At 65.8% G+C, this 19,721-nt stretch carries 18 protein-coding genes; 9 read left to right on the top strand and 9 right to left on the bottom strand.

The features are described 5' to 3' along the window. The first annotated feature begins 468 nt into the window (after positions 1-468). The 6 genes from pcnB (at position 469) to RBB39_RS14755 (ending at position 5,063) form a co-directional block, all read left to right on the top strand. On the top strand, positions 469-1,875 hold the full coding sequence (gene pcnB, locus RBB39_RS14780) for a polynucleotide adenylyltransferase PcnB (protein WP_045993295.1): 1,407 nt from the start codon (positions 469-471) through the stop codon (positions 1,873-1,875). Positions 1,876-1,880: 5 nt separating this feature from the next. After that, the gene (folK, locus tag RBB39_RS14775; protein WP_045993296.1) at positions 1,881-2,399 is read left to right on the top strand and encodes a 2-amino-4-hydroxy-6-hydroxymethyldihydropteridine diphosphokinase; all 519 of its coding nucleotides are present in this window, start codon (positions 1,881-1,883) and stop codon (positions 2,397-2,399) included. A gap of 205 nt (positions 2,400-2,604) precedes the next feature. Then, a complete protein-coding gene (gene panB / locus RBB39_RS14770; RefSeq protein ID WP_045993297.1) occupies positions 2,605-3,396 on the top strand; it encodes a 3-methyl-2-oxobutanoate hydroxymethyltransferase in 792 nt (263 codons plus the stop codon). Positions 3,397-3,406: 10 nt separating this feature from the next. Beyond that, a complete protein-coding gene (gene panC, locus RBB39_RS14765; protein ID WP_222568754.1) occupies positions 3,407-4,255 on the top strand; it encodes a pantoate--beta-alanine ligase in 849 nt (282 codons plus the stop codon). Positions 4,256-4,266: 11 nt separating this feature from the next. Continuing rightward, positions 4,267-4,647: an aspartate 1-decarboxylase gene (gene panD, locus RBB39_RS14760; protein ID WP_045993299.1), complete on the top strand. Its 381-nt coding sequence runs from the start codon at positions 4,267-4,269 to the stop codon at positions 4,645-4,647. A 41-nt stretch (positions 4,648-4,688) separates the two neighbouring features. Then, entirely contained in the window at positions 4,689-5,063 is a 375-nt protein-coding gene (locus RBB39_RS14755; RefSeq protein WP_045993300.1) for a translation initiation factor Sui1, read from the top strand. Positions 5,064-5,098: 35 nt separating this feature from the next. On the opposite strand, the gene RBB39_RS14750 is transcribed toward RBB39_RS14755, so the two are convergent. Next, on the bottom strand, positions 5,099-5,983 hold the full coding sequence (locus RBB39_RS14750; protein ID WP_306169171.1) for an NAD-dependent protein deacetylase: 885 nt from the start codon (positions 5,981-5,983) through the stop codon (positions 5,099-5,101). A 165-nt stretch (positions 5,984-6,148) separates the two neighbouring features. Here RBB39_RS14750 and RBB39_RS14745 point away from each other — a divergent pair, with 165 nt between their 5' ends. Continuing rightward, positions 6,149-7,066 (top strand): nuclease-related domain-containing protein, encoded by a 918-nt coding sequence (locus RBB39_RS14745; RefSeq protein WP_045993302.1) that lies wholly within the window; start codon positions 6,149-6,151, stop codon positions 7,064-7,066. 139 nt (positions 7,067-7,205) lie between these two features. Here the strand turns inward: RBB39_RS14745 and RBB39_RS14740 are convergent, their stop codons facing one another. Then, positions 7,206-7,949, bottom strand: coding sequence for a ribonuclease I (locus tag RBB39_RS14740; RefSeq protein WP_222568752.1), 744 nt, complete (start codon positions 7,947-7,949; stop codon positions 7,206-7,208). A 151-nt stretch (positions 7,950-8,100) separates the two neighbouring features. Between RBB39_RS14740 and RBB39_RS14735 the strand changes: the two genes are divergently transcribed. Continuing rightward, entirely contained in the window at positions 8,101-8,880 is a 780-nt protein-coding gene (locus tag RBB39_RS14735) for a RimK family alpha-L-glutamate ligase (protein WP_045992374.1), read from the top strand. A 116-nt stretch (positions 8,881-8,996) separates the two neighbouring features. Here the strand turns inward: RBB39_RS14735 and RBB39_RS14730 are convergent, their stop codons facing one another. The 7 genes from RBB39_RS14730 to RBB39_RS14700 all read right to left on the bottom strand — a co-directional run bounded on the left by RBB39_RS14730 (position 8,997) and on the right by RBB39_RS14700 (position 17,836). Beyond that, positions 8,997-10,715 carry a BCCT family transporter gene (locus tag RBB39_RS14730; RefSeq protein ID WP_045992375.1) on the bottom strand — a complete coding sequence of 573 codons (1,719 nt, stop codon included), beginning with the start codon at positions 10,713-10,715 and terminating at the stop codon, positions 8,997-8,999. A 175-nt stretch (positions 10,716-10,890) separates the two neighbouring features. Further along, entirely contained in the window at positions 10,891-12,228 is a 1,338-nt protein-coding gene (locus tag RBB39_RS14725) for a deoxyguanosinetriphosphate triphosphohydrolase (RefSeq protein WP_213229398.1), read from the bottom strand. A 184-nt stretch (positions 12,229-12,412) separates the two neighbouring features. Beyond that, positions 12,413-13,909: a tripartite tricarboxylate transporter permease gene (locus tag RBB39_RS14720; RefSeq protein WP_045992377.1), complete on the bottom strand. Its 1,497-nt coding sequence runs from the start codon at positions 13,907-13,909 to the stop codon at positions 12,413-12,415. Between the two features lie 2 nt (positions 13,910-13,911). Beyond that, the gene (locus tag RBB39_RS14715) at positions 13,912-14,391 is read right to left on the bottom strand and encodes a tripartite tricarboxylate transporter TctB family protein (protein WP_045992378.1); all 480 of its coding nucleotides are present in this window, start codon (positions 14,389-14,391) and stop codon (positions 13,912-13,914) included. A 5-nt stretch (positions 14,392-14,396) separates the two neighbouring features. Then, positions 14,397-15,383, bottom strand: coding sequence for a tripartite tricarboxylate transporter substrate binding protein (locus RBB39_RS14710; protein WP_045992379.1), 987 nt, complete (start codon positions 15,381-15,383; stop codon positions 14,397-14,399). Between the two features lie 175 nt (positions 15,384-15,558). Then, positions 15,559-16,812, bottom strand: a complete 1,254-nt coding sequence (locus RBB39_RS14705) for a CaiB/BaiF CoA-transferase family protein (protein WP_306169170.1) — start codon at positions 16,810-16,812, stop codon at positions 15,559-15,561. Positions 16,813-16,879: 67 nt separating this feature from the next. Beyond that, complete coding sequence (locus tag RBB39_RS14700; protein WP_253554310.1) at positions 16,880-17,836, bottom strand: hydroxymethylglutaryl-CoA lyase; 957 nt, start codon at positions 17,834-17,836, stop codon at positions 16,880-16,882. Positions 17,837-18,137: 301 nt separating this feature from the next. Between RBB39_RS14700 and RBB39_RS14695 the strand changes: the two genes are divergently transcribed. Continuing rightward, positions 18,138-19,721, top strand: coding sequence for a peptide MFS transporter (locus tag RBB39_RS14695; RefSeq protein WP_045992381.1), 1,584 nt, complete (start codon positions 18,138-18,140; stop codon positions 19,719-19,721).

The following is a 19,721-nucleotide window of genomic DNA, read 5'->3' as shown; positions in this document are numbered from 1 at the left end:
ACTCCCGGCAACAATGCCAATAATCCGGGAGGAGGCATGATCCCATGCCGTCGTGGTTGGACTATTGTTTTGAATACGAGACGGTCGCCGTCAGGAGCGCCAATAACAACAACATCATTGCTTGCCTGAAACTCCTTGGTGACTGTGGTGCGTATTCAAGGCGATGCGCCATCACGAAGAAAAATTAGCAGCACGGACGCTGCATCCTGCTTTGATGGGGAGGCCCTTGGCCTCCCCTTCTGCTGTCTGGCCTCCGAGCGTCAAGCCAGTCGTTGCCCCGCCAGACGAGACAGCCCCCAAGGGCTCAATCGCCATGGGCAACCGGACCTTTTGCGCCTCTTCGCAGCACGAACACTGCGCCGACTGTCGTCCTTGACACCCGAGCGGCTTTGTCCACTGCGCTTTGCAAGGCCGGGAGCGTCCGCTACACTCATCACCTTTCCGTACCCCGCGAGTCCAAATCGCCGCATGATCAAAGGATTTACCCGCTTTCTACAGAGCCCAGGCGAGCACTTGAAGTCGCTGTTCGGCGCTCAGGAAGCCGCCGCAGGACCGCCGATGCCCCGCGTACTCACACGCGACGAACACCCCGTGTCCCGTCGCCAGTTCAGCGAAGCCTCCCTCAAGGTGCTCTACCGCCTGCACAACGCCGGCTACGAAGCCTATCTGGTCGGAGGCTGCCTGCGTGACTCCCTGCTCGGGATCGCTCCCAAGGATTTCGACGTGGCCACCGACGCCACGCCGGAGCAGGTCAAGCAGCTGTTTCGCAATTCACGCATCATCGGCCGTCGCTTCCGTATCGTGCACGTGCGTTTCGGCCGCGAGGTCATCGAGGTCACCACCTTCCGTGGCAAGCCCCGTGACGACCACGGCGAGCATGTCGCCTCCCAGTCCGATGACGGCCTGCTGCTGCGCGACAACGTCTGGGGCAATATCGAGGAAGACGCGCTGCGTCGCGACTTCACCGTCAACGCCCTGTACTACAGCATTGCCGACTTCAGCCTGCATGACTTCGCCGGCGGGGTCGACGACATCGAGTCGCGTACCCTGCGCCTGATCGGCGACCCGGAGACCCGCTACCGCGAGGACCCGGTGCGCATGCTCAGGGCCATCCGCTTCGCCGCCAAGCTCGACTTCGATATCGCCCCGGATACCGAGGCGCCGATCGCTGAGATGGCGCCGCTGCTGTTGCAGATTCCTCCGGCGCGGCTATTCGACGAGATCCTCAAGCTGTTCCTGTCCGGCGAGGGTCTGACCACCTTCCGTCTGCTGCGGGACTATGGCCTGTTCGCGATGCTGTTCCCCGAAGCCGACGAGTGCATGGCCGAGCTACCCTGGGCCGAGCCGCTGATCGAGCAGGCACTGGAAAGCACCGACCGTCGCATTCGCGAGGATCGCCCGGTCACGCCCGCCTTCCTGCTGGCCGCCTTCATGTGGGGGCCGGTGCAGCTGCGCCAGCGTGATCTCGAGGCCGACGGCATGCCTCCCGTTCCGGCCCTGCAGACCGCCGCCCAGCAGGTCATCAGCCGCGAGCTGCAGCACGTATCGCTGCCCAAGCGCTTCAGCATGCCGATGCGAGACATCTGGGACCTGCAGCAGCGTCTGCCGCTACGTCGTGGCAAGCGTGCCTTCCAGACCCGTGACCATCCGCGCTTCCGTGCCGCCTACGACTTCCTGCTGCTGCGCGAGGCCGCCGGCGAACTCGAACCGGGACTGGGTGACTGGTGGACCGCCTTTCAGGAAGCCGACGAGCACGAACAGCGCCGTCTGCTGGGCAAGGTAGGCGCCGACCCTGCCGGCACCGCCGCCCCGCGCAAGCGCCGTCGCCGGCGGCGCAAGCCGCGCCCGCAACAACCGCCGCAGTCGGACGAGTGAACCAGGTGGGGCGCCATACCCAGGCCTTTATCGGCCTCGGCAGCAATCTCGACGCCCCCCGTCGTCAGGTCGAGCAGGCTCTCGAGGAGCTCGACCGGCTGCCGTTGACGCGTCGAGTCGCGGCCTCTCGGCTGTACGCCAGCCGCCCGGTCGGTCCCCAGGACCAGCCCGACTACGTCAACGCCGTGGCCGAACTCCACACCCGGCTGTCGCCGCTGGCCCTGCTCGACCAACTGCAGGCGCTGGAGCAACGTCATCGACGCGTACGCCAGCGCCACTGGGGGCCCCGCACCCTTGATCTCGACCTGTTGTGGATGGGCAACGCCGAGTGGCGCCACCCGCGCCTCACGCTGCCACACCCGGAATTGGTAAACCGCGCCTTCGTGGTACTGCCGCTGGCCGAGATCGCCACAGACCTCAGATTGCCCGACGGTCAGACCCTGGCATCGCTGGCCGAGCGCTGGAACGGCGCCCTCACCTCGGGTGATCTATCCCCATTGAACGCCACCGAGGCCGTTCGCTGAGCACCTGGAGCCCAGGTGGCCCGAAGCCTCCAGGCACTCACTAGACGCCGATCGACCTCTACCACTTTGGTCGCTGTTACCTTGAACCCTGCTCTGCCTTGGTCAACGTTACCTATCGACACAGATTCACCCATCGGTAACAATCCGCGGTGATCACTCTGGGGCGGTCATAGAAGTCGCCCCACCGCCAACACGAGAACACGCCATGACTTCCGTCACCCTGAGCTCGCTGAAGGCTCGCAAGCGCGCCGGTGAACCCTTCAGCTGCCTGACCGCCTATGACGCCTCCTTTGCCGCCGCCGCCGGGCGCGCCGGCATCGACGTGCTGCTGGTCGGGGATTCCCTTGGCATGGTCCTGCAGGGGCACGACAGCACCCTGCCGGTCACCATGGACGACATCCTCTACCACACCCGCTGCGTGGCACGCGGCAAGGGCGACAGCCTGCTGATGGTCGATCTGCCATTCATGGGCAATCCCAGTCGCGAGCGCCTGCTGGACAACGCCGCCGCGCTGATGAGGGCCGGCGCCGAGCTGGTCAAGGTCGAGGGTGAGGGCTGGATGGCCGATGACATCCGTGAACTCACCCGTCGCGGGGTGCCCGTCTGCGCCCATCTGGGGCTGACCCCCCAGACCGTGCATCAGCTCGGTGGCTACAAGGTCCAGGGACGCGAGGCCGAAGCCGCCAGCCGTATCCTCGAGGACGCCCGAGCGCTGGTCGAGGCCGGCGCCTCGGTGATCCTGCTGGAGTGCGTGCCGGCGAGTCTCGGTCGTGCCGTCAGTGAAGCTCTGGAAGTGCCGGTGATCGGTATCGGCGCCGGCCCCGACACCGACGGCCAGATCCTGGTGATGCACGACGTGCTCGGCGTGACCCACGGGCGGACCCCGCGCTTCGTCAAGAACTTCCTGGCCGAAGCCGAGGACATCGAAGGCGCCTTCCGTCGCTACCACGAAGCGGTGCTGGCGCGGGAGTTCCCGGCTGCCGAGCACTGCTTCTAGGAGGTCTGCGATGCACGTCCATTCCGCCATCGCCAAGCTTCGCGAAGCGCTCGCGCCTCACCGCCGCAGTGGTGCCCGCATCGGCCTGGTGCCGACCATGGGCAACCTTCACCAGGGCCACCTGGCGCTGGTGGAAGCGGCCCGCGAGCGCTGTGACCTGGTGGTCGCCTCGATCTTTGTCAATCCGCTGCAGTTCGGCCCCAGCGAAGACCTGGACAACTATCCGCGCACCCTCGAGGCGGACCTGGCCAAGCTCGAGGCCGCTGGCTGCGACATGGTGTTCACCCCGACCCCGGCGACCATGTACCCCGACGGCCTCGACGGCCAGACCCTGGTGCGGGTACCCGAGGTCAGCGAAGGCCTGTGTGGCGGCGCCCGACCCGGCCACTTCGACGGCGTCTCGACCGTGGTCAGCATGCTGTTCCATATCGTCCAGCCTGACCTCGCCTGCTTCGGCGAAAAGGACTACCAGCAACTGGCGGTCATTCGCCGCATGGTCCACGACATGCACATGCCGATCGAGATCGTCGGGGTGCCCACGGTGCGCGAGGCCTCGGGACTGGCGCTATCGTCGCGCAACGGCTACCTGAGCGAGGCCGAGCACGCCACCGCCGCCGAACTGCAGGCCACCCTGGTGACGCTTGCGCGCAGCCTCGAGGCCGGCGCCGACATCGACGCCACCCTTAAAGAGGGACGCGCGCGCCTGGCCTCCCACGGCTTTGCTCCCGACTATCTGGAGCTGCGCGCCCGTGACCTCGGCGCGGTGACCGCCACCACCCGTGACGCCATCCTGCTGGTGGCCGCCCGTCTCGGCGCCACGCGACTGATCGACAACCTCACTGTGACGCTACCTCGATAGGAGCCCCCTAGATGTACACCATCATGCTCAAGGCCAAGCTGCACATGGCTCGCGTGACCCACGCCGTGCTCAACTACGAAGGCTCCTGCGCCATCGACGGTGAACTGCTCGACCTCGCCGGTATCCGCGAAAACGAACAGATCCAGATCTACAACGTCGAGAACGGCCAGCGCTTCACCACCTATGCCATCCGTGCCGAGGAAGGCTCCAAGGTGATTTCGGTCAACGGCGCCGCTGCCCACCTGGCAAGCGAAGGCCAGCGCGTGATCATCTGCAGCTACGCCCACTACAGCGACAGCGAACTCGACCAGCACAAGCCCTCCCTGGTCTACCTCCAGGAAGGCAACGAGATCAGCCACACCAGCAACGCCATCCCGGTCCAGCTGGCCTGATCCGACCGCACCATCGCACCACCCGACAGGAGCGCACCACCATGGCATCGCTGAAGGAACAACTCGGCTCGCTCGTCTACTCCACCGAACACGGCGACATCTGCCCGGACTGCCGTGAACCGAAGGACGCCTGCCGCTGCGACGAGATCCAGGACCAGGCGCGCCTGGCCAGCCTGGATGGGGTGGTGCGAATCCGCCGGGAAACCAGCGGGCGCAAGGGCAAGGGTGTCACCACCATCGACGGCGTGCCGCTTGCCGACAAGGAGTTGAAGGCCCTGGCCAAGGAGCTGAAGAAGCGCTGCGGCACCGGTGGCGCGCTGAAGGACGGCGTCATCGAGATCCAGGGCGACCATCGCCAGGTGTTGAAAGACGCCCTGGAGAAGAAAGGCTACAGGGTCAAGCTGGCCGGAGGCTGAGCTCTGGCTCGTCTGAAAACTGGCTGGGCCGGCGCCTAGCCCAGGTCCCGGACCAGCGCTTCCAGCGCCCGATCGGCCGGGGCCTCGAGCTTGACGTCGAACAGTTCATCGGCGCGGGTGCGCCCCAGATTGATGCAGGCCACCGGGCGTCCCGCCTTCACGCTTTCGCGCACGAAGCGAAAGCCGGAATAGACCATCAGCGAACTGCCGCCCACCAGCAGGGCGTCGCTGTCCTCGAGCAGCCCTCGGGCGCTGGCCAGCGTCGCCGCTGGCACGTTGTCGCCGAAGAACACCACATCGGGCTTCCAGATACCGTCGCCACAGCGGCCACAGGAGGGCACCCGAAAGCTCGAGAAGTCCGCCTCCAGGTCTGCATCGCCGTCCGGCGCAGGCCGCACCGGCGACGTTTGCGCCACCCACTGCGGATTGCAGCGTGCCAGCTCATCGTGCAGAGCATGGCGCATCTGGCGCGCACCGCAGCTCATGCACACCACCAGATCCGCCCTGCCGTGCAGATCGATGACCCGCCGGGAACCCGCGCGCTGGTGCAGTCCATCGACGTTCTGGGTGATCACCCCGGAGACCTTGCCGCGCAGCTCGAGCTCGGCGATGGCCCGGTGCGCCGCGTTGGGGCTGGCCTCGTTGAGCACGCGAAAGCCGATCATCGCCCGCGCCCAGTAGCGCTGACGCGAGGCGTGGCGAGACATGAAGTCGCGATGGTCGATCGGCGGCGAGCGCTTCCACTCGCCCTGGGCGTCGCGATAGTCGGGGATACCGCTGGCGGTGCTGATGCCGGCGCCACTGAGCACGGCGATGCGCCGGTGACGACAGACGAGGGCGTACAGCGCATCCATCGCCGACGCTGACGCTTCTCGGTTGACGCAAGTTCGAGCCTCGCTACCGCCGCCGACATTCGTCATTGCTCCTCCCCTTGTGACCGCGCACCAGCACCCGGGACAGGCCCGCCGGCCCTGCCCCCATGGCCAAGACTACCCCCGGGCGATCGATAAGACCAAGGGCGCCATGGCCCAACAGGCACGTCGTTGTCTACAATGGACGGGATTCTTCACGGGCAAGGAGTGCCGATGGCCTGGCTGGACTACCTGCTGCCGCTGTTCTTTCTGTTCCCCCTCGCGGCGGCCGCCACGGTGGTGGTGGCACTCCGAAGCTTGCACGACGCGCGAGTACGCTCGCCGTTCGACGCCCACCCGCTGCGTGAGCCTGGGCAGGCCCTGCGCGATCGGCTGGATCGCGCCTTCGCCACCCTGTTCCTCAACGCCGCCCTCGGCCCTGTGCTGGTGCTGACCCCACTGGTCTACGGCATGGGCCGGATGCTGTTCTCGCGCCACCAGAACTGGATCGAATGGGCGCTCTACGGTGTGCTGTGCACACTGCTGGCGATCGTGGTCAGCTTCCGACTGATGCGTGACTACCAGCGTATCCGTCGCCTGAAGCTGGGGCTCGCCTGCGAACTGGCCGTGGGTCAGGAGCTCGAACGCCTGATTCGCCCCGAGGCCCACCCCTACTTCGTGTTTCACGACGTGCCCGCCGACACCTTCGTGATCGACCACGTGGCGATCACCCCCCACGCCGTCTTCGTCATCGAGACCCGTGCCCGCACCCCGGCCATCAGTCCCGCCGGCGAGACCGAGGACACCGTGGTGGTCGAACACGAGCGCCTGCGCTTTCCCGGCTGGATGGAGCGACGCCCCCAGCGCAAGGCCCGCCAGGCCACCCGCTGGGTCGCTTCCTGGCTATGTCGCGAACTGGGGCAGCCGGTGCCGGTCAAGGGCATCCTTGCCCTGCCCGGCTGGAAGATCGAACGTGAGGTCCCCGACGACGATCTTGCCGTGGTCAGCGGCGAAGGCCTGGCCGCCCATCTGACCGACGCCTGCCCTGGTATCGCGCCGATGGATCCGACGCTGCACGACCGGGTCATCGAGGCCTTGAACCGGCGAACACTGACGCGGGAGCTTGGCCACCTGGAAGGCCCGTCCATCTAGGCTCTGTCCGAAAAGTCGACGAGCGAAGGTTAGACAAGGCAAAAATCGGTGAGAAAGCGCAGTTTACGGGGTGTAAATGAGCATTTTGATCCGATTTTTAACGCAGTATTACCGAGCGCAGGCACTTTTCGGACGAGCCCTAGAAGCGGCGCAGCTCGATCCGGCTGGGGCAGCGTCCATGATCCACCGGAGCGAAGCTCTTTCTGGCCGGAAAGTCATCGATGTGCTCCGCCTCCAGGCCAATGCGCACCTCGGTGAGCAGTCGGTTGCCCGAGCCCCCGCACTGCAGCGACAGGGAGCTGCCGGTACCCCGTCCGAAAGCCTCCTCGAAGGCCGCGATCAGCGCATTGCGCCTGACCGTCGAACCTCGGTTGTCGCGCATGAAGTCCCCCAGGGCCCCGGCGTTGACGATCTCGGTCAGCGCCAGGGCACCGTCGAAGAAGTCATCATCGCTGATCGACAGGCAGGCACCGTGCTTGGCGTACTCGTAACGGTCGAGACAGCTGGCCCTGCCGGGCATGGCGTCGTCGAGCTCCTGTTCAAGCGATGAGCCGATATCGATGGCAGGCCCTGCCTGGCAGAAGTCGCCCGCTGGCCTCGGGCGTTCAAGAAAGCAGCCCTGGCGGCGCCACTCGCTGACACTGACGCCCTGTGAGATCAGCCTGACGGGGCGTGACGGCCACAGCCCGTGGATCACGAAGCCGTCGTCGGCCCCGACCATCAGCGACGGATCCCGGCACTCTCGTGGCGGCTGACGGCGGCTGGCGCAGAACCCGGGATGCCAGGTCAGCGCCAGCACATAATGATCGAAGTGCTCTCGCTCGAGATCCTCCAGTGCCTCACGCTGCTCCTGCGGCTCGTGGGCCTGGGTGCCAGCGACCATGGTGAGGGCCAGCAGCACCGCAGCCAGCGCACGCCATGGTTGCCGTCGACGGGCTCCCCGGTCCCCCTGTCGCCTTGCAATCGGCGACCACAGTTGGCAAGGTGCGCCGCCTCGCTTCAATCCTCTTTCGTCTTTCTCGGATGACTGTCTCATGAACCTGATCACCTTCGATCCGTTACGGAGTCTGGGGGTCCCGGGGGCGCGATACATCAAGCCTGAGCACATGAATGACCATCGCCAGGCCCTGGCCGATGCCGACGCCCTGCTGTTCCCCGAATACTGGCAGATCAATGCCCTGGCCTACGGCCTCAATCCGCGCGTCTTTCCCAGTCTACCCAGCTATCACCTGGGTCACGACAAGATCGAACAGACCCGCGCCTTCCAGGCCTGCTGCCCCGAGGCAACGCCCGATACCGCCATCCTCGGGGTCAATTCAGACGCCATCCACCAGGTGGAGGCGCGCTTCGGCTACCCGTTCGTGGTCAAGCGGGTGCGCAGCTCCATGGGCGAGGGCGTGCGCCTGATTCGCTCCCGCGAGGCGCTGATCGATCACCTGTCCAGCGAGAATCTGCTCTACGCCCAGCGCTACCTGCCCATCGAACGCGACCTGCGCATCGTGGTGGTCGGGCGCAGGGTGCTGGCCGCCTACTGGCGCGAGAGCCCGCTGGGCGACTTTCGCACCAATGTGGCACGCGGCGGCGAGATCCGCCACGACCCGGTGCCGGCCTCCGCCATCGAGCTTGCCACCACCCTGGCCCAGCGCCTGGGCATCGATCATGCCGGCTTCGACATCGCCATGGTCGACAACGCCCCGATGGTGCTGGAGTTCAACCGCCTGTTCGGCAACCAGGGCATCGACTCCCCCGAGACCAGCGTGGGAGAGGCGATCCTCGAACACCTCGAGCAGGATAGCTGGCGCCAGGCGGCCTGATCCTTGAGCCTTGCTGGTCGCCGCTCTCGGAGCGATCCCCCTTCACAAGATCGACCACAAGAAAACGGGCCACCGTCGCAATGACGGTGGCCCGAGCAGTCGGCGCTGAGCGCTGATTACAGCCGTGAAGGATGGCTCGCCGGGTCGCCCTCCTGGTGGGGCTTGTCGTCATGATCGACACCGTGGTGCTCCCCTTCCGGCAACTCCCAGGTGCCATCCTCGGTCCAGGGGTCGTCCTCGGGGAATTCCTCGATATAGATTTCCTTGTCGGTGTAGTCCGGCTGATAGCGCAGATCGTAGTGGGCCGCCCGCACGGTCGAGATGCACAACAACAGCGCCACCAGCAGCAAGGGCACACCCCCTACCACCGAGGCCGTCTGCAGGGTCTCGAGCCCACCGATGAACATCAGCACCGCCGGCATGAACGACAGCGCAAAGGCCCAGAACAGTCGATTCCAGCGCATCGGTTCCTCGTCGACCTCCTTCTGCACCACCGCCGCCAGGATGTAGGAGATGGAGTCGAAGGTGGTGGCGGTGAAGATCAGCGCCAGCAGGGTGAAGGCGAAGATCACCAGGTAGCTCAGCGGCAGGGTCGACAGGGTGGCGAAGATCGCCGCCGTGGGGCTCTGCTCATTGAGAATGGTGACCAGATCCAGGGTGCCGGACAGCTGCAGGTAGAGACCGTAGTTGCCGAGGATGATGAAGAAAAGGGCGCAGCCCAGGGTACCGAAGAAGATCGAGCCCGCGACCATGGAGCGGATGGTGCGGCCGCGGGAGATGCGCGCGATGAACAGGCCGACGCTGGGGGCGAACACCAGCCACCAGGCCCAGTAGAAGATGGTCCAGTCCTGAGGGAAGTGGGTGTCCTGGAAATTCTCGAAGCGGGCGAAGGGCTCGGTCCAGGTACCCATGTGCACCAGATTGCTGAGCACCCTGCCAAGGGCATCCAGGCCGGTGCTGGCCATGAACTGGGTCGGCCCGACGATGAAGACGAAGGTCAGCAGCGACACCGCCAGCCAGAAGTTGATGTCCGACAGCACCTTGATACCCTTCTTGAGGCCGACGAAGGCGCTGTAGCCGAAGACAACGGTACACAGCATCAGCACGAAGATGCGCGTCGCCAGGGTCTTCGGAAAACCGAACAGCTCATGCAGCCCCTCGTTGATCAAGGGCGCCGCCAGTCCCAGGGTGGTGGCACCGCCGCCCAGCATACCGAACACGAACAGCACGTCGATCAGCTTGCCCGGCCAGCGGTGGGCACGGCTCTCGCCCAGCACCGGCATCAGCGCCTCGCTGATCTTGAGCACGCTGTGATTGCGCACGTAGTAGAAGTAGGCAATGGGAATCGCCGGGATCAGATAGATCGACCAGGCCACCGGCCCCCAGTGGAAGATACCGTAGGCCGCCGCCCAGCGCGCCGCATCCGGCGACTGAGGCTCCACATGGAAGGGTGGCGCCTGGTAGTAGTAGATCCACTCGATCATCGACCAGTAGAGAATCGAGGCGCCGATACCGGCGCAGAACAGCATCGCCGCCCAGGACAGGGTCGAGAACTCCGGCTGTTCCTCGGGGTCACCCAGCTTGATCTGGCCGATATCGCTGAACACGATGAACAGCATGAAGCCGCTGGCCCCGAGCCCCAGGGCCAGATACAGCACACCAAGTTCATTGGTAATGAAGTTCTTGGCCGCGATGACCCAGGTTGCCCCCTGTTCGGGGAACACCACCAGAGGCAGAGTGACAGCAAGGAGGAGAAACAGCGAACCGAAGAAGGTGGGCTTGTCGATCGCATCAAAGCCTTGATCGGAAGAGGCGGGGGAGGATTTCCTTTTCACGGGCCATACCCTTGTTATCGTTTTCCCCAGTATACGCAGTCTTCCTGCATCAAACGTCATCCATTGACTTAGGCCGCGCAGCGACAAACGCCCTATCGTCCGCCGCTGGACTCCCTTGGCCGGAACGCCCTGGTTCAATCACCCCGCAGCTTGCCGCCTGAACACACTCAATTCTTCAATCACCCCGCAGCTTTCCGCCCATCTCTTGCGCCAGGTCGACCGCGTAGTGGTCCGTCATCCCACCGATAAAGTCGAGCATGCGTCGATAGCTGTCGTACAGGGACCAGGACGGCAGCGGGGTGTTCTCGCCGATCAGCGCCAGCACCCGTTGGTGCTTGAAGCTCGAATGGCCGGTGTGGTGCAACTCGTGGGCCGCGCCGATAAAGGCCTCGAGCAGAATGCCGAGGGTGGTGTAGGCACCGATCTCCAGCTTGGCCTTGCGGGTATTGCGGAAGATGCGCTTGCGCGCCAGCTGCTTGGCCAGCTTGACCCCCCAGTCCAGATCCGGGTGGCACAGCTCCAGCAGGTCATCCTGAAGCGTCCCGGAAAGCAGCTCCTGCTCATGCTCGACGAACACCTGGCCCACGTCGGTGACCGCTCGCTCCATGGCCGCCCCTCGCAGCGCCGCGATACGCCGGCGTTGAGACACACCGGTACGGTTCATCTCGGCGTAGTCCGACGGCTCGCCACCGGCGATCTGGGTCAGGATCTCGGCCACCTCGTCGAAGGCCAGGATATCCATCTCCACCCCGTCCTCGAGGTCAAGCAGGGCGTAGCAGATGTCATCGGCGGCCTCCACCAGCCAGGCCAGCGGATGGCGACACCAACGGTGCTCGCCCTGGGGAATCAGTCCCAGATGGTCGGCCACCTGCTCAAGTGCACCGAGTTCGCTCTGATAACAGCCGAACTTGCCGGCCTTGCCACCGTGGGTCACCGTCCACGGATACTTGAGCAGGGTACCGAGGGTCGCTGCGGTCAGGCGCATGCCGCCGCGAAACTGGTTGTACTCGATCTGGGTGACGATACGAAAGCCCTGGGCGTTGCCTTCGTAGGTCAGCAGGTCCTCGCGCTCCAGCGGCGACAGTCCCTCGAGCAGCCCGCTGCCGTTGACCTCGGCGCACTTGAACCAGTCGCGGATGGCGTACTCACCGGCATGGCCAAAAGGTGGGTTGCCGATGTCATGTCCCAGACAGGCCGCCTGGATGATTACCCCCAGATCCGCCGGAGTGATCCAGTCGGGCAGGCGGTCACGCAGCAGCTCACCCACGCTCATGCCCAGCGAACGGCCGACGCAGCCCACTTCAAGCGAGTGGGTCAGGCGGGTGTGGATATGGTCGTTGTCGGTGAGGGGATGCACCTGGGTCTTGCGTCCCAGGCGACGAAAGGAGCCGGCGAAGACGATGCGATCGTGATCCTTGTGGAAGGGACTGCGTCCCACCTCGTCACGAGTCCCGCCACGCGGATCGTGCAGTCGGCCCGGATCGAGCAGTCGTTCCCAGTTCATGGTCTTCATCGATGGCCCCTCCTTGTGGCCCTCCATTCTGACACCCGGGACGACACCTGCAAGGCCACGACCGCGAGGTCGCCAGGACCCTCATGACAGGCCCTAGGCGCATCGATGGAAAGTCGATGGAAAGGCCCGGTGGATACACCTCCACCGGGCCCTCTTTCTTTAGCGACGCTTTAGCGACGCTTCTCTACGCCAGCCGACGCTTGAGCATCATGGCGTAGACCGCTCCGGCCACGATCAGGGTGGCGGCGAAGGCGTAGATCCCGATCGAGATCCCGCTGTTGACCAGGATGCTCCAGTCACCACCGCTGATCGACATCGCCCGGCGCAGATTGAACTCCATCTGCCCGCCCAGCAGCAGGCCGAGCACCACCGGCACGGTGGGAATCTCGAGTTTTCTGAGCACATAGCCGAGCACCCCGAAGGCCAGCATCATGTACAGATCGAAGGGACTGTTGTTGAGCGAATAGACCCCGACAAAGGCGATCAGAACCACCATCGGCATCAGCAGCCAGCTGGGGGCCTGCAGCACCCGAGCGAACAGTCCCACCAGCGGTACGTTGAGCACCAGCAGCATGATGTTGCCGATAAACAGCGCCGCCACCAGGCCCCACACCATCTCGGGCTGCTGGGCGAACAACAGCGGCCCCGGGGTGATGTTCATCGACAGCAGCAGGGCCAGCAGAATCGCGGTGGTGCCGCTGCCGGGAATGCCCAGCGACAGCATCGGAATCAGCGCGCCACCGGCGGCGGCGTTGTTGCCCGCCTCGGGCGCGGCCACACCGCGCGGGTCGCCGTTGCCAAAATCGCCCTTGGCTCCCAGCCAGCGCTTCTCGAGCATGTAGGACAGGAAGCTGCCGAGCGAGGCGCCGGCGCCGGGCAGCACCCCGGAGACGAAGCCGATCAGCGAGCCACGACCGATGGTGCCCTTGCACGACAGCGACGCCTTCATCCCCGGCCAGGCCGAGCCCAGCTTGATATGCGGCTTGTCGGCGTCATGGCGCTGTTCGAGAAACACCAGGCATTCGGAGATGGCGAACAGTCCCACCAGGGCCACGATAAAGTCGATGCCGTCGTAGAGCTCGAAGGTACCGAAGGTGTAGCGCGCGACGCTGGACACCGGGTCGATGCCCACGGTCCCCAGCAGCAGGCCCAGACAGGCGGCGATGAAACTCTTGGTAAAGCTGCCGCTGGTCACCCCGCCGATGGTGGCAAAGGCCAGCAGGAACAGCGCGAAGTACTCGGCCGGACCGAACTTGATCGCCAGGTCCACCAACAGCGGCGCGAACAGCGTAAGCCCGATGGTGGCGATGGTGGCGCCGACGAAGGAAGCCACCGCCGACAGCCCCAGGGCCTCGCCTCCGCGCCCCTTGAGGGCCATCGGGTAGCCGTCCAGGGTGGTCATCATCGCCGGCTCGTCGCCGGGGATATTGAGCACGATGGAACTGATCCGCCCACCGTACATGCAGCCATAGTAGACGCTGACCAGCAGGATCAGCGCGGCGGTGGGATCCAGGCCGAAGTTGAAGGCCAGCGGGATCATCAGCGCCACCCCGTTGACCGGGCCGAGCCCTGGCAGCGCCCCGATCAGGGTTCCCACGGCGCAGCCGATCAGCGCCAGCAGCAGAAATTCCGGCTGGGTCGCCACGGCGAAGCCCTGGGCAAGAAAGGCAAGCGTTTCCATGATCAGTGTCCCCCTCCCCACCAGGGCACGTCCGGCAAGGGCATGCCGAGGGCAAACTCGAACAGTGCGTACAGCCCCAGCGCCAGTCCTGTGCCGGCGATCAGCGCCTGGCCCCAGGCCGCGCCGAACAGCCGCGTCAGTACGATGGCGCAGGCCAGGGTGGCGGGAACAAACCCCAGCGGCTCGAGCAGGCCAGCGTAGGCCGCCAGCAGCAGCAGCACCGCCAGCTGTCGGGCCAGGCCGGCACGATCCGGCCAGCGCTCGTTGAAGCCCGGGCGCAGGATCAGGTAGGCCGACAGCGCCGCCAGCGGCAGGCTGACCAGCCGGGGGAAAGCCCCCGGCCCCACCGGCTGCATGAAGCCGGTGACGAAGCTATGAGAATGCCACCAGGCCCCCAGCGCCAGCACCAGCAGCACCGCGCCGGCCAGGCGATCGCCGACCTGGGCCGGCCGGCGATGCTGGTGAGCGTCGAGGTCGCTCATCTGACTCATTGAATAACCCCGATCTCGCGCGAGATGGCCTCGACGCGCTGGATGGATTCCTCGACGAAGCTCGAGAAGTCGTCACCGCCACGCCACAGCGGCACCAGGCCATTCTGCGCCGCCACGTCCTTCCACTCGTCGCTGGCGTAAAGGGTCTCGAGGTCTTCGACCATGCTGGCGTAGTCCTCGTCGGAGACCTCGCCGCCGGTGTAGAAGCCGCGCCAGTTGTAGCCGGTGACGTCATAGCCCTGGCTGACCGCGGTGGGCAGCTCGTCGAAGGGCTCGGGCAGCGGATCGTCCGACATCACCGCCAGTACCCGCACGTCGCCGGACTCGATGAAGCCGGCGACCTCGCCCAGGTCGGTGGAGACCACGTCCACGTGGTTGCCCATCATCTGGGTTACCGCGGGGCCGCCGCCGTCGAACTGCACCCAGCGCAGGGCGCCGACCTGGTCGCCGGGCAGGCCGGCGGCCTTGGCCAGCATCAATGCCCGAATGTGATCCCAGCCACCGGCACCACTGGAGCCGGCCATGGCCACCGAGGTCGGATCGGCGACGATGGCCTTCAGCAGTTGCTCGAGGGACTCGTACTCGCTCTCGTCGTCGACCAGGATGACGCCGACGTCGGTACCGAGCATGCCCAGCCAGCGCATGGTCTCGGCACCCCCGGGATAGCGACCCTGGGCAATCTGGGTCATGCCCACGGTGCTGGTGGCGACGATCAGGTTGCTGTCATCGGCACGCTTGGAGGCCACGTTGGAGAAGGCCACCGCGCCGACACCGCCGGGCATGTTGGTGACCTGCACCGAGCCGTCGGTCAGTTCCAGGTCGGTGAGCAGCTTGCCGACGCTGCGGCAGGTGAAGTCCCAGCCGCCACCGGGGTCGGCCGGGGCGATGCACTCGTCGATGGGCAGGGCGCTGGCCGAAGTCGAGACACCGAGGCCGAGCGCGAGCAGCGGCAGGCCGAGGCGGGTGGTCAGAGTCGAGGGCATGGAAGGCTCCTTGTTTTTCGTTGTTGGCGTTTTCGTTGTGGGTGTTGCGGTCCTGCGGTCCTGCATCGTTGTCACCAGCCGGCACCGGCCATCTGGCGGATTGCCTGGCGGTTGTCGAGTCGCCATCTTGCGCGGCCACCCGCTTGGCGTTGTCCGGCGGGGACCGCCACCCAGCCTAGACGATCCCGCGCTGGCGCAGCGCCCGACACTCGTCGGCACCGAAGCCGAGTTCGGCCAGTACCTCGTCGGTATGCTCGCCAAGCTGTGGCGCCGGTCGCTGGATCATCGCCGGGGCCTCGCGCATCTTCACCGGAAAGCCGGTGGTGGCGATCTGTCCGGCCTCGCCCTGATCCAGGGTCAGGCGCATGCGCTGGTCGATGATCTGGGGGTCATCGAAGGTCTCGCGCAGATCCTGCACTCGGCCACAGGGCACGCCGGCGGTGTTCAGGTGTTCGATCCAGTCGTCCACACTGCGCCGGCGCGTCACCTCGTTGAGGATCTCGCGCAGCGCCTCGCGGTGCGCCATGCGCTGGGCGTTGTCGGCGAAGCGCGGCTGCTCGAGCAGATCGACACGACCCAGCGCCTCCAGCAGACGACGCACCATGGTCTCGCTGCTGGGGGCGATGGCGACCTCGCCATCGCTGGCCTCGAACAGGCCGTAGGGGTAGAGCATGGGATGGTCATTGCCGGTACGCCGGGGGACCTCGCCGGTGGCGAAGTACTCCGCCGCCAGATAGCCCAGCATCGCCACCAGGCCGTTGGTCAGGGCGGTCTCGAGAATCTCGCCCTGGCCGGTACGCTCGCGACGCACCAGTGCCGCGCTGACCCCGAAGGCCAGGTTGAGGCTCGCCACCATGTCGCTGATCGGTGGCGCGGCGCGCATCGGCTCGCCCCCCTCGGCCCCGTTGACGCCCATGAAGCCGCTCATGGCCTGGGCGACAAAATCGTAGGCGGGTCGGTCGCGGTAGGGCCCGGTGGATCCGAAGCCATTGATCCGCCCCACCACCAGGCGCGGGAAGCGCTGCCTCAGGGTGTCGTCGTCGAGTCCCATCTTGGCCAGCACCCCGGGGCGGAAGTTCTCCACCAGCACGTCGGCGTCCTCGAGCAGGCGGTTCAGGATCTGGCGTCCTTCGGGCTCGCGCAGATTGAGGGTGATCGAGCGCTTGTTGCGGTTGAACTGGGCAAAGTAGGCGCTGAAGCCGTTGACCATATTGCCCTGGCGGCGGACCACGTCGCCCTCCCCCGGGGTCTCGATCTTGATCACCTCGGCGCCGTGATCCCCCAGCATCTGGCTGGCGAAGGGGCCGGAGATCACCCGGGTCAGATCGATCACACGTATGCCGGCCAGGCTGCCCGGGGCAAGGCCGGTGGCGTCCTGGGTCGATGGCCGCGGGTCGTCGCTGTCATCCCTGCCGGGGCTAGCATCCATAGGTTTGCGTATCCGTCGGTATGTCTGTGGTGGTGTCGTCTGGTCTTGCCAGGTTCAGGGATCTGACTCAGCCCTTTGCGGTGGGCACCGCATCGGGTCGATGCAGCCTGAGCCGAGTGCCGGCCCGGGCCAGCTGAGAGCCCGGCGCACGTTCCAGTCGCCGCGCGGCAAGCCCCGCCACCTCGATCAAGGACTCCAGCGAGACGCCGGTGTCATGCCCCAGCTCCTCTAGCAGGTAGATCAGCTCCTCGGTGGCCAGATTGCCGCTGGCGCCTGGGGCGAAGGGACAGCCGCCGAGACCACCGACCGCACTTTCGTAACGCGTGACGCCAAGCGACAGCCCCTGCATGACGTTGGCCAACGCCAGACCCCGGGTATTGTGAAAGTGCAGGATCGGCCGCGCCGCCGGGGCCTGTTCGGCGATCTCACCCACCACCCGCGAGACCACGGCGGGCGTGGCCATGCCGGTGGTATCGCCAAGGGTGAGGTCATCGATACCCAGTTCGCCGAGGCGACGCGCCAGCTCACCGATGCGCCCGGCCGGCAGGTCACCCTCGAAGGGACAGCCGAAGGCCGTGGCGATGGCGCCCTGTACCTCGATACCGCTGCCGGACAGGCGCTCGACGATATCGGCGAAACCGGCCAGGGAGGCGTCGATCGAGCGATTGACGTTGCGCGCGTTGTGGGTCTCGGAGGCGGACACGAACAGCACCACCCGATCGATGCCCACCTCCAGTGCGCGCTCGGCACCGCGCAGGTTGGGCACCAGGGCGCTGAAGCGGGCATCCGCCAGCCCCTTGGCGGCGGCCACCAGTTCCGCGGCGTCGGCCAGCGCCGGTACCGCCCGGGGACTGACGAAAGACGTCAGCTCGAAGCGCCTGAGTCCCGCCCGGTGAAGCCCGTGCAGCAATTCGAGTTTGTGCTCGGTGGACAGCACCCGCGCCTCGTTCTGCAGGCCATCACGAAGCCCCACTTCGGTCAGTTCGATCCTGGCAGGTGCTCGCTGGGGCGGCGATGACGTCATGGCGAAGAAGTCCCTAAAAGTCGATATTTCACCAATATAGAGGCTATTGGCTCATGTTGGACATACGCCTTTTCGCTGAGACGTCCGTACGCTGACGGTGCCAGACCGCAGAGGTATTCCCCTTGACCGGTGATTTCCATAGAATTCACCGCCCAAATCGTGATCCACAGCAATTTTTGTTGCGGACTCGCACATTATCGTGTTCTTCACACGTTTTTCTGTTCGCATGCCGCCTCCGTCCCGGGGCGCTTGATGTAGAGGCGTCGACGTTCGCCTTCCCACCCTGAAAAGGCCTGGTTTCATGCAATCCACTTCCTCCGACGGCTCGGCCGCCGACAAGGGCTTCTTTGGTCACCCCCGCGCCCTGGGGCCACTGTTCTTCACCGAGATGTGGGAGCGCTTTTCGTTCTACGGCATTCGCCCCATGCTGGTGCTGTTCATCGCCGCCTCACTGTTCGACGGCGGGCTCGGCTTCGACCCCAAGACCGCCGCTGCCATCGTCGGCATCTACGGTGGTGCCATCTACCTGGCCGCGCTGCCCGGCGGCTGGCTCGCCGACAACTGGCTCGGCCAGCGCCGGGCGGTGTGGTACGGCTCCATCCTGATCGCCTTCGGTCATCTGTCCATCGCGCTGTCGGCCCTGCTCGGTGCCGTCGCCTTCTTTGTCGGGCTGATCTTCATCGTGCTCGGCACCGGGCTATTCAAGACCTGCATCTCGGTGATGGTCGGCAGCCTGTATGACGAAAGCGACGTGCGCCGCGACGGCGGCTTCGCCATCTTCTACATGGGCATCAACATCGGCAGCCTGTTCGCGCCGTTGTTCACCGGGCTGCTGATGGACTCGCTGGGCTGGCACTGGGGCTTCGCCATGGGCGGCCTTGGCATGCTGATCGCACTGCTGCTGTTTCGCCTGTGGGCGGTGCCCGCCATGCAGCGCGCCGACGCCGAGCGCGGCCGCGCCTCCACCTGGGACGCCCCGGCCCAGCGCCGTCGTCACGTCGGCCCCGTCGTGTCGCTGTGCCTGGCGCTGATCGCCGCCCTGGTGGCGCTGGTCGCTACCGGCGTGGTGACCATCGACGCCCGCGCGGTGGCCGAGGCCATGACCAGCGTGCTGATCGTCGCCTCGCTGGGCTTCTTTGCCTACCTGATGCTGTTCTCTGGACTCAGCGGTGACGAGCGTATTCGCGTCACCATCTGCTTTGTGCTGATCGTCGCCGCCGCCTTCTTCTGGGCCGCCTTCGAGCAGCAGCCCACCTCCTATAACCTGTTCGCGGCCAACTACACCGACCGCAACGTGATGGGCTGGGAGGTCCCCACCCTGTGGTTCCAGTCGTTGAACCCGGTATTCATCGTGCTGCTGGGTCCGCTGTTCGGCTGGCTGTGGCCGGCGCTCGGTCGTCGCCGACTGGAACCGGGCAGCCCGATGAAGTTCGTCCTCGGCCTGCTGCTCGCAGCCTGCGGCTTTGGCCTGATGGTGCTGGCGGCGCAACAGGTACTGACAGGCACAGGGCTGGTGTCACCCTGGTGGATCGTCGGCAGCATGCTGCTGTTGACCCTGGGCGAGCTGTGCCTGTCGCCGGTGGGGCTGTCCACCATGTCGGGGCTGTCGCCGCGTCGCACCCAGGGCCAGTTGATGGGCCTGTGGTTCACCGGTGCCGCCCTCGGCAACCTGGTGGCTGGCTTGATCGGCGGTCACGTCAACGCCGAGGAGCTTCAGCAGTTGCCGGAACTGTTCGGGCGGTCGGCTATCGCCCTGGTGATCTTCGCCGGGGTGCTGCTGTTGCTCGTGCCGGTGTTCAAGCGCATGCTGAAGCATCACCGTCTTATCGATCCGGCGGCCGCCCACCGCGCGGACGCCGAAGCCATTGTCAGAACAGGAGTCTGA

The organism is Halomonas sp. MMSF_3323, from assembly GCF_030733595.1.
In the GTDB taxonomy this organism is placed as follows: Bacteria; Pseudomonadota; Gammaproteobacteria; order Pseudomonadales; family Halomonadaceae; genus Halomonas; species Halomonas litopenaei.
The sequence above is the reverse complement of the archived record's forward strand: the minus strand, read 5'-3'. Positions and strand labels throughout refer to the sequence as shown.

Bases quoted from the DNA above. Each gene is read 5' to 3' on its own strand.
- RBB39_RS14695 (WP_045992381.1), top strand. From the start codon at position 18,138: ATGCAATCCACTTCCTCCGACGGCTCGGCCGCCGACAAGGGCTTCTTT.
- RBB39_RS14705 (WP_306169170.1), bottom strand. From the start codon at position 16,812: ATGGATGCTAGCCCCGGCAGGGATGACAGCGACGACCCGCGGCCATCG.
- RBB39_RS14735 (WP_045992374.1), top strand. From the start codon at position 8,101: ATGAACCTGATCACCTTCGATCCGTTACGGAGTCTGGGGGTCCCGGGG.
- panC (WP_222568754.1), top strand. From the start codon at position 3,407: ATGCACGTCCATTCCGCCATCGCCAAGCTTCGCGAAGCGCTCGCGCCT.
- panD (WP_045993299.1), top strand. From the start codon at position 4,267: ATGTACACCATCATGCTCAAGGCCAAGCTGCACATGGCTCGCGTGACC.
- RBB39_RS14715 (WP_045992378.1), bottom strand. From the start codon at position 14,391: ATGAGCGACCTCGACGCTCACCAGCATCGCCGGCCGGCCCAGGTCGGC.
- RBB39_RS14710 (WP_045992379.1), bottom strand. From the start codon at position 15,383: ATGCCCTCGACTCTGACCACCCGCCTCGGCCTGCCGCTGCTCGCGCTC.
- RBB39_RS14745 (WP_045993302.1), top strand. From the start codon at position 6,149: ATGGCCTGGCTGGACTACCTGCTGCCGCTGTTCTTTCTGTTCCCCCTC.
- RBB39_RS14700 (WP_253554310.1), bottom strand. From the start codon at position 17,836: ATGACGTCATCGCCGCCCCAGCGAGCACCTGCCAGGATCGAACTGACC.
- RBB39_RS14740 (WP_222568752.1), bottom strand. From the start codon at position 7,949: ATGGTCGCTGGCACCCAGGCCCACGAGCCGCAGGAGCAGCGTGAGGCA.
- pcnB (WP_045993295.1), top strand. From the start codon at position 469: ATGATCAAAGGATTTACCCGCTTTCTACAGAGCCCAGGCGAGCACTTG.
- RBB39_RS14720 (WP_045992377.1), bottom strand. From the start codon at position 13,909: ATGGAAACGCTTGCCTTTCTTGCCCAGGGCTTCGCCGTGGCGACCCAG.
- RBB39_RS14755 (WP_045993300.1), top strand. From the start codon at position 4,689: ATGGCATCGCTGAAGGAACAACTCGGCTCGCTCGTCTACTCCACCGAA.
- RBB39_RS14725 (WP_213229398.1), bottom strand. From the start codon at position 12,228: ATGAAGACCATGAACTGGGAACGACTGCTCGATCCGGGCCGACTGCAC.
- RBB39_RS14750 (WP_306169171.1), bottom strand. From the start codon at position 5,983: ATGACGAATGTCGGCGGCGGTAGCGAGGCTCGAACTTGCGTCAACCGA.
- panB (WP_045993297.1), top strand. From the start codon at position 2,605: ATGACTTCCGTCACCCTGAGCTCGCTGAAGGCTCGCAAGCGCGCCGGT.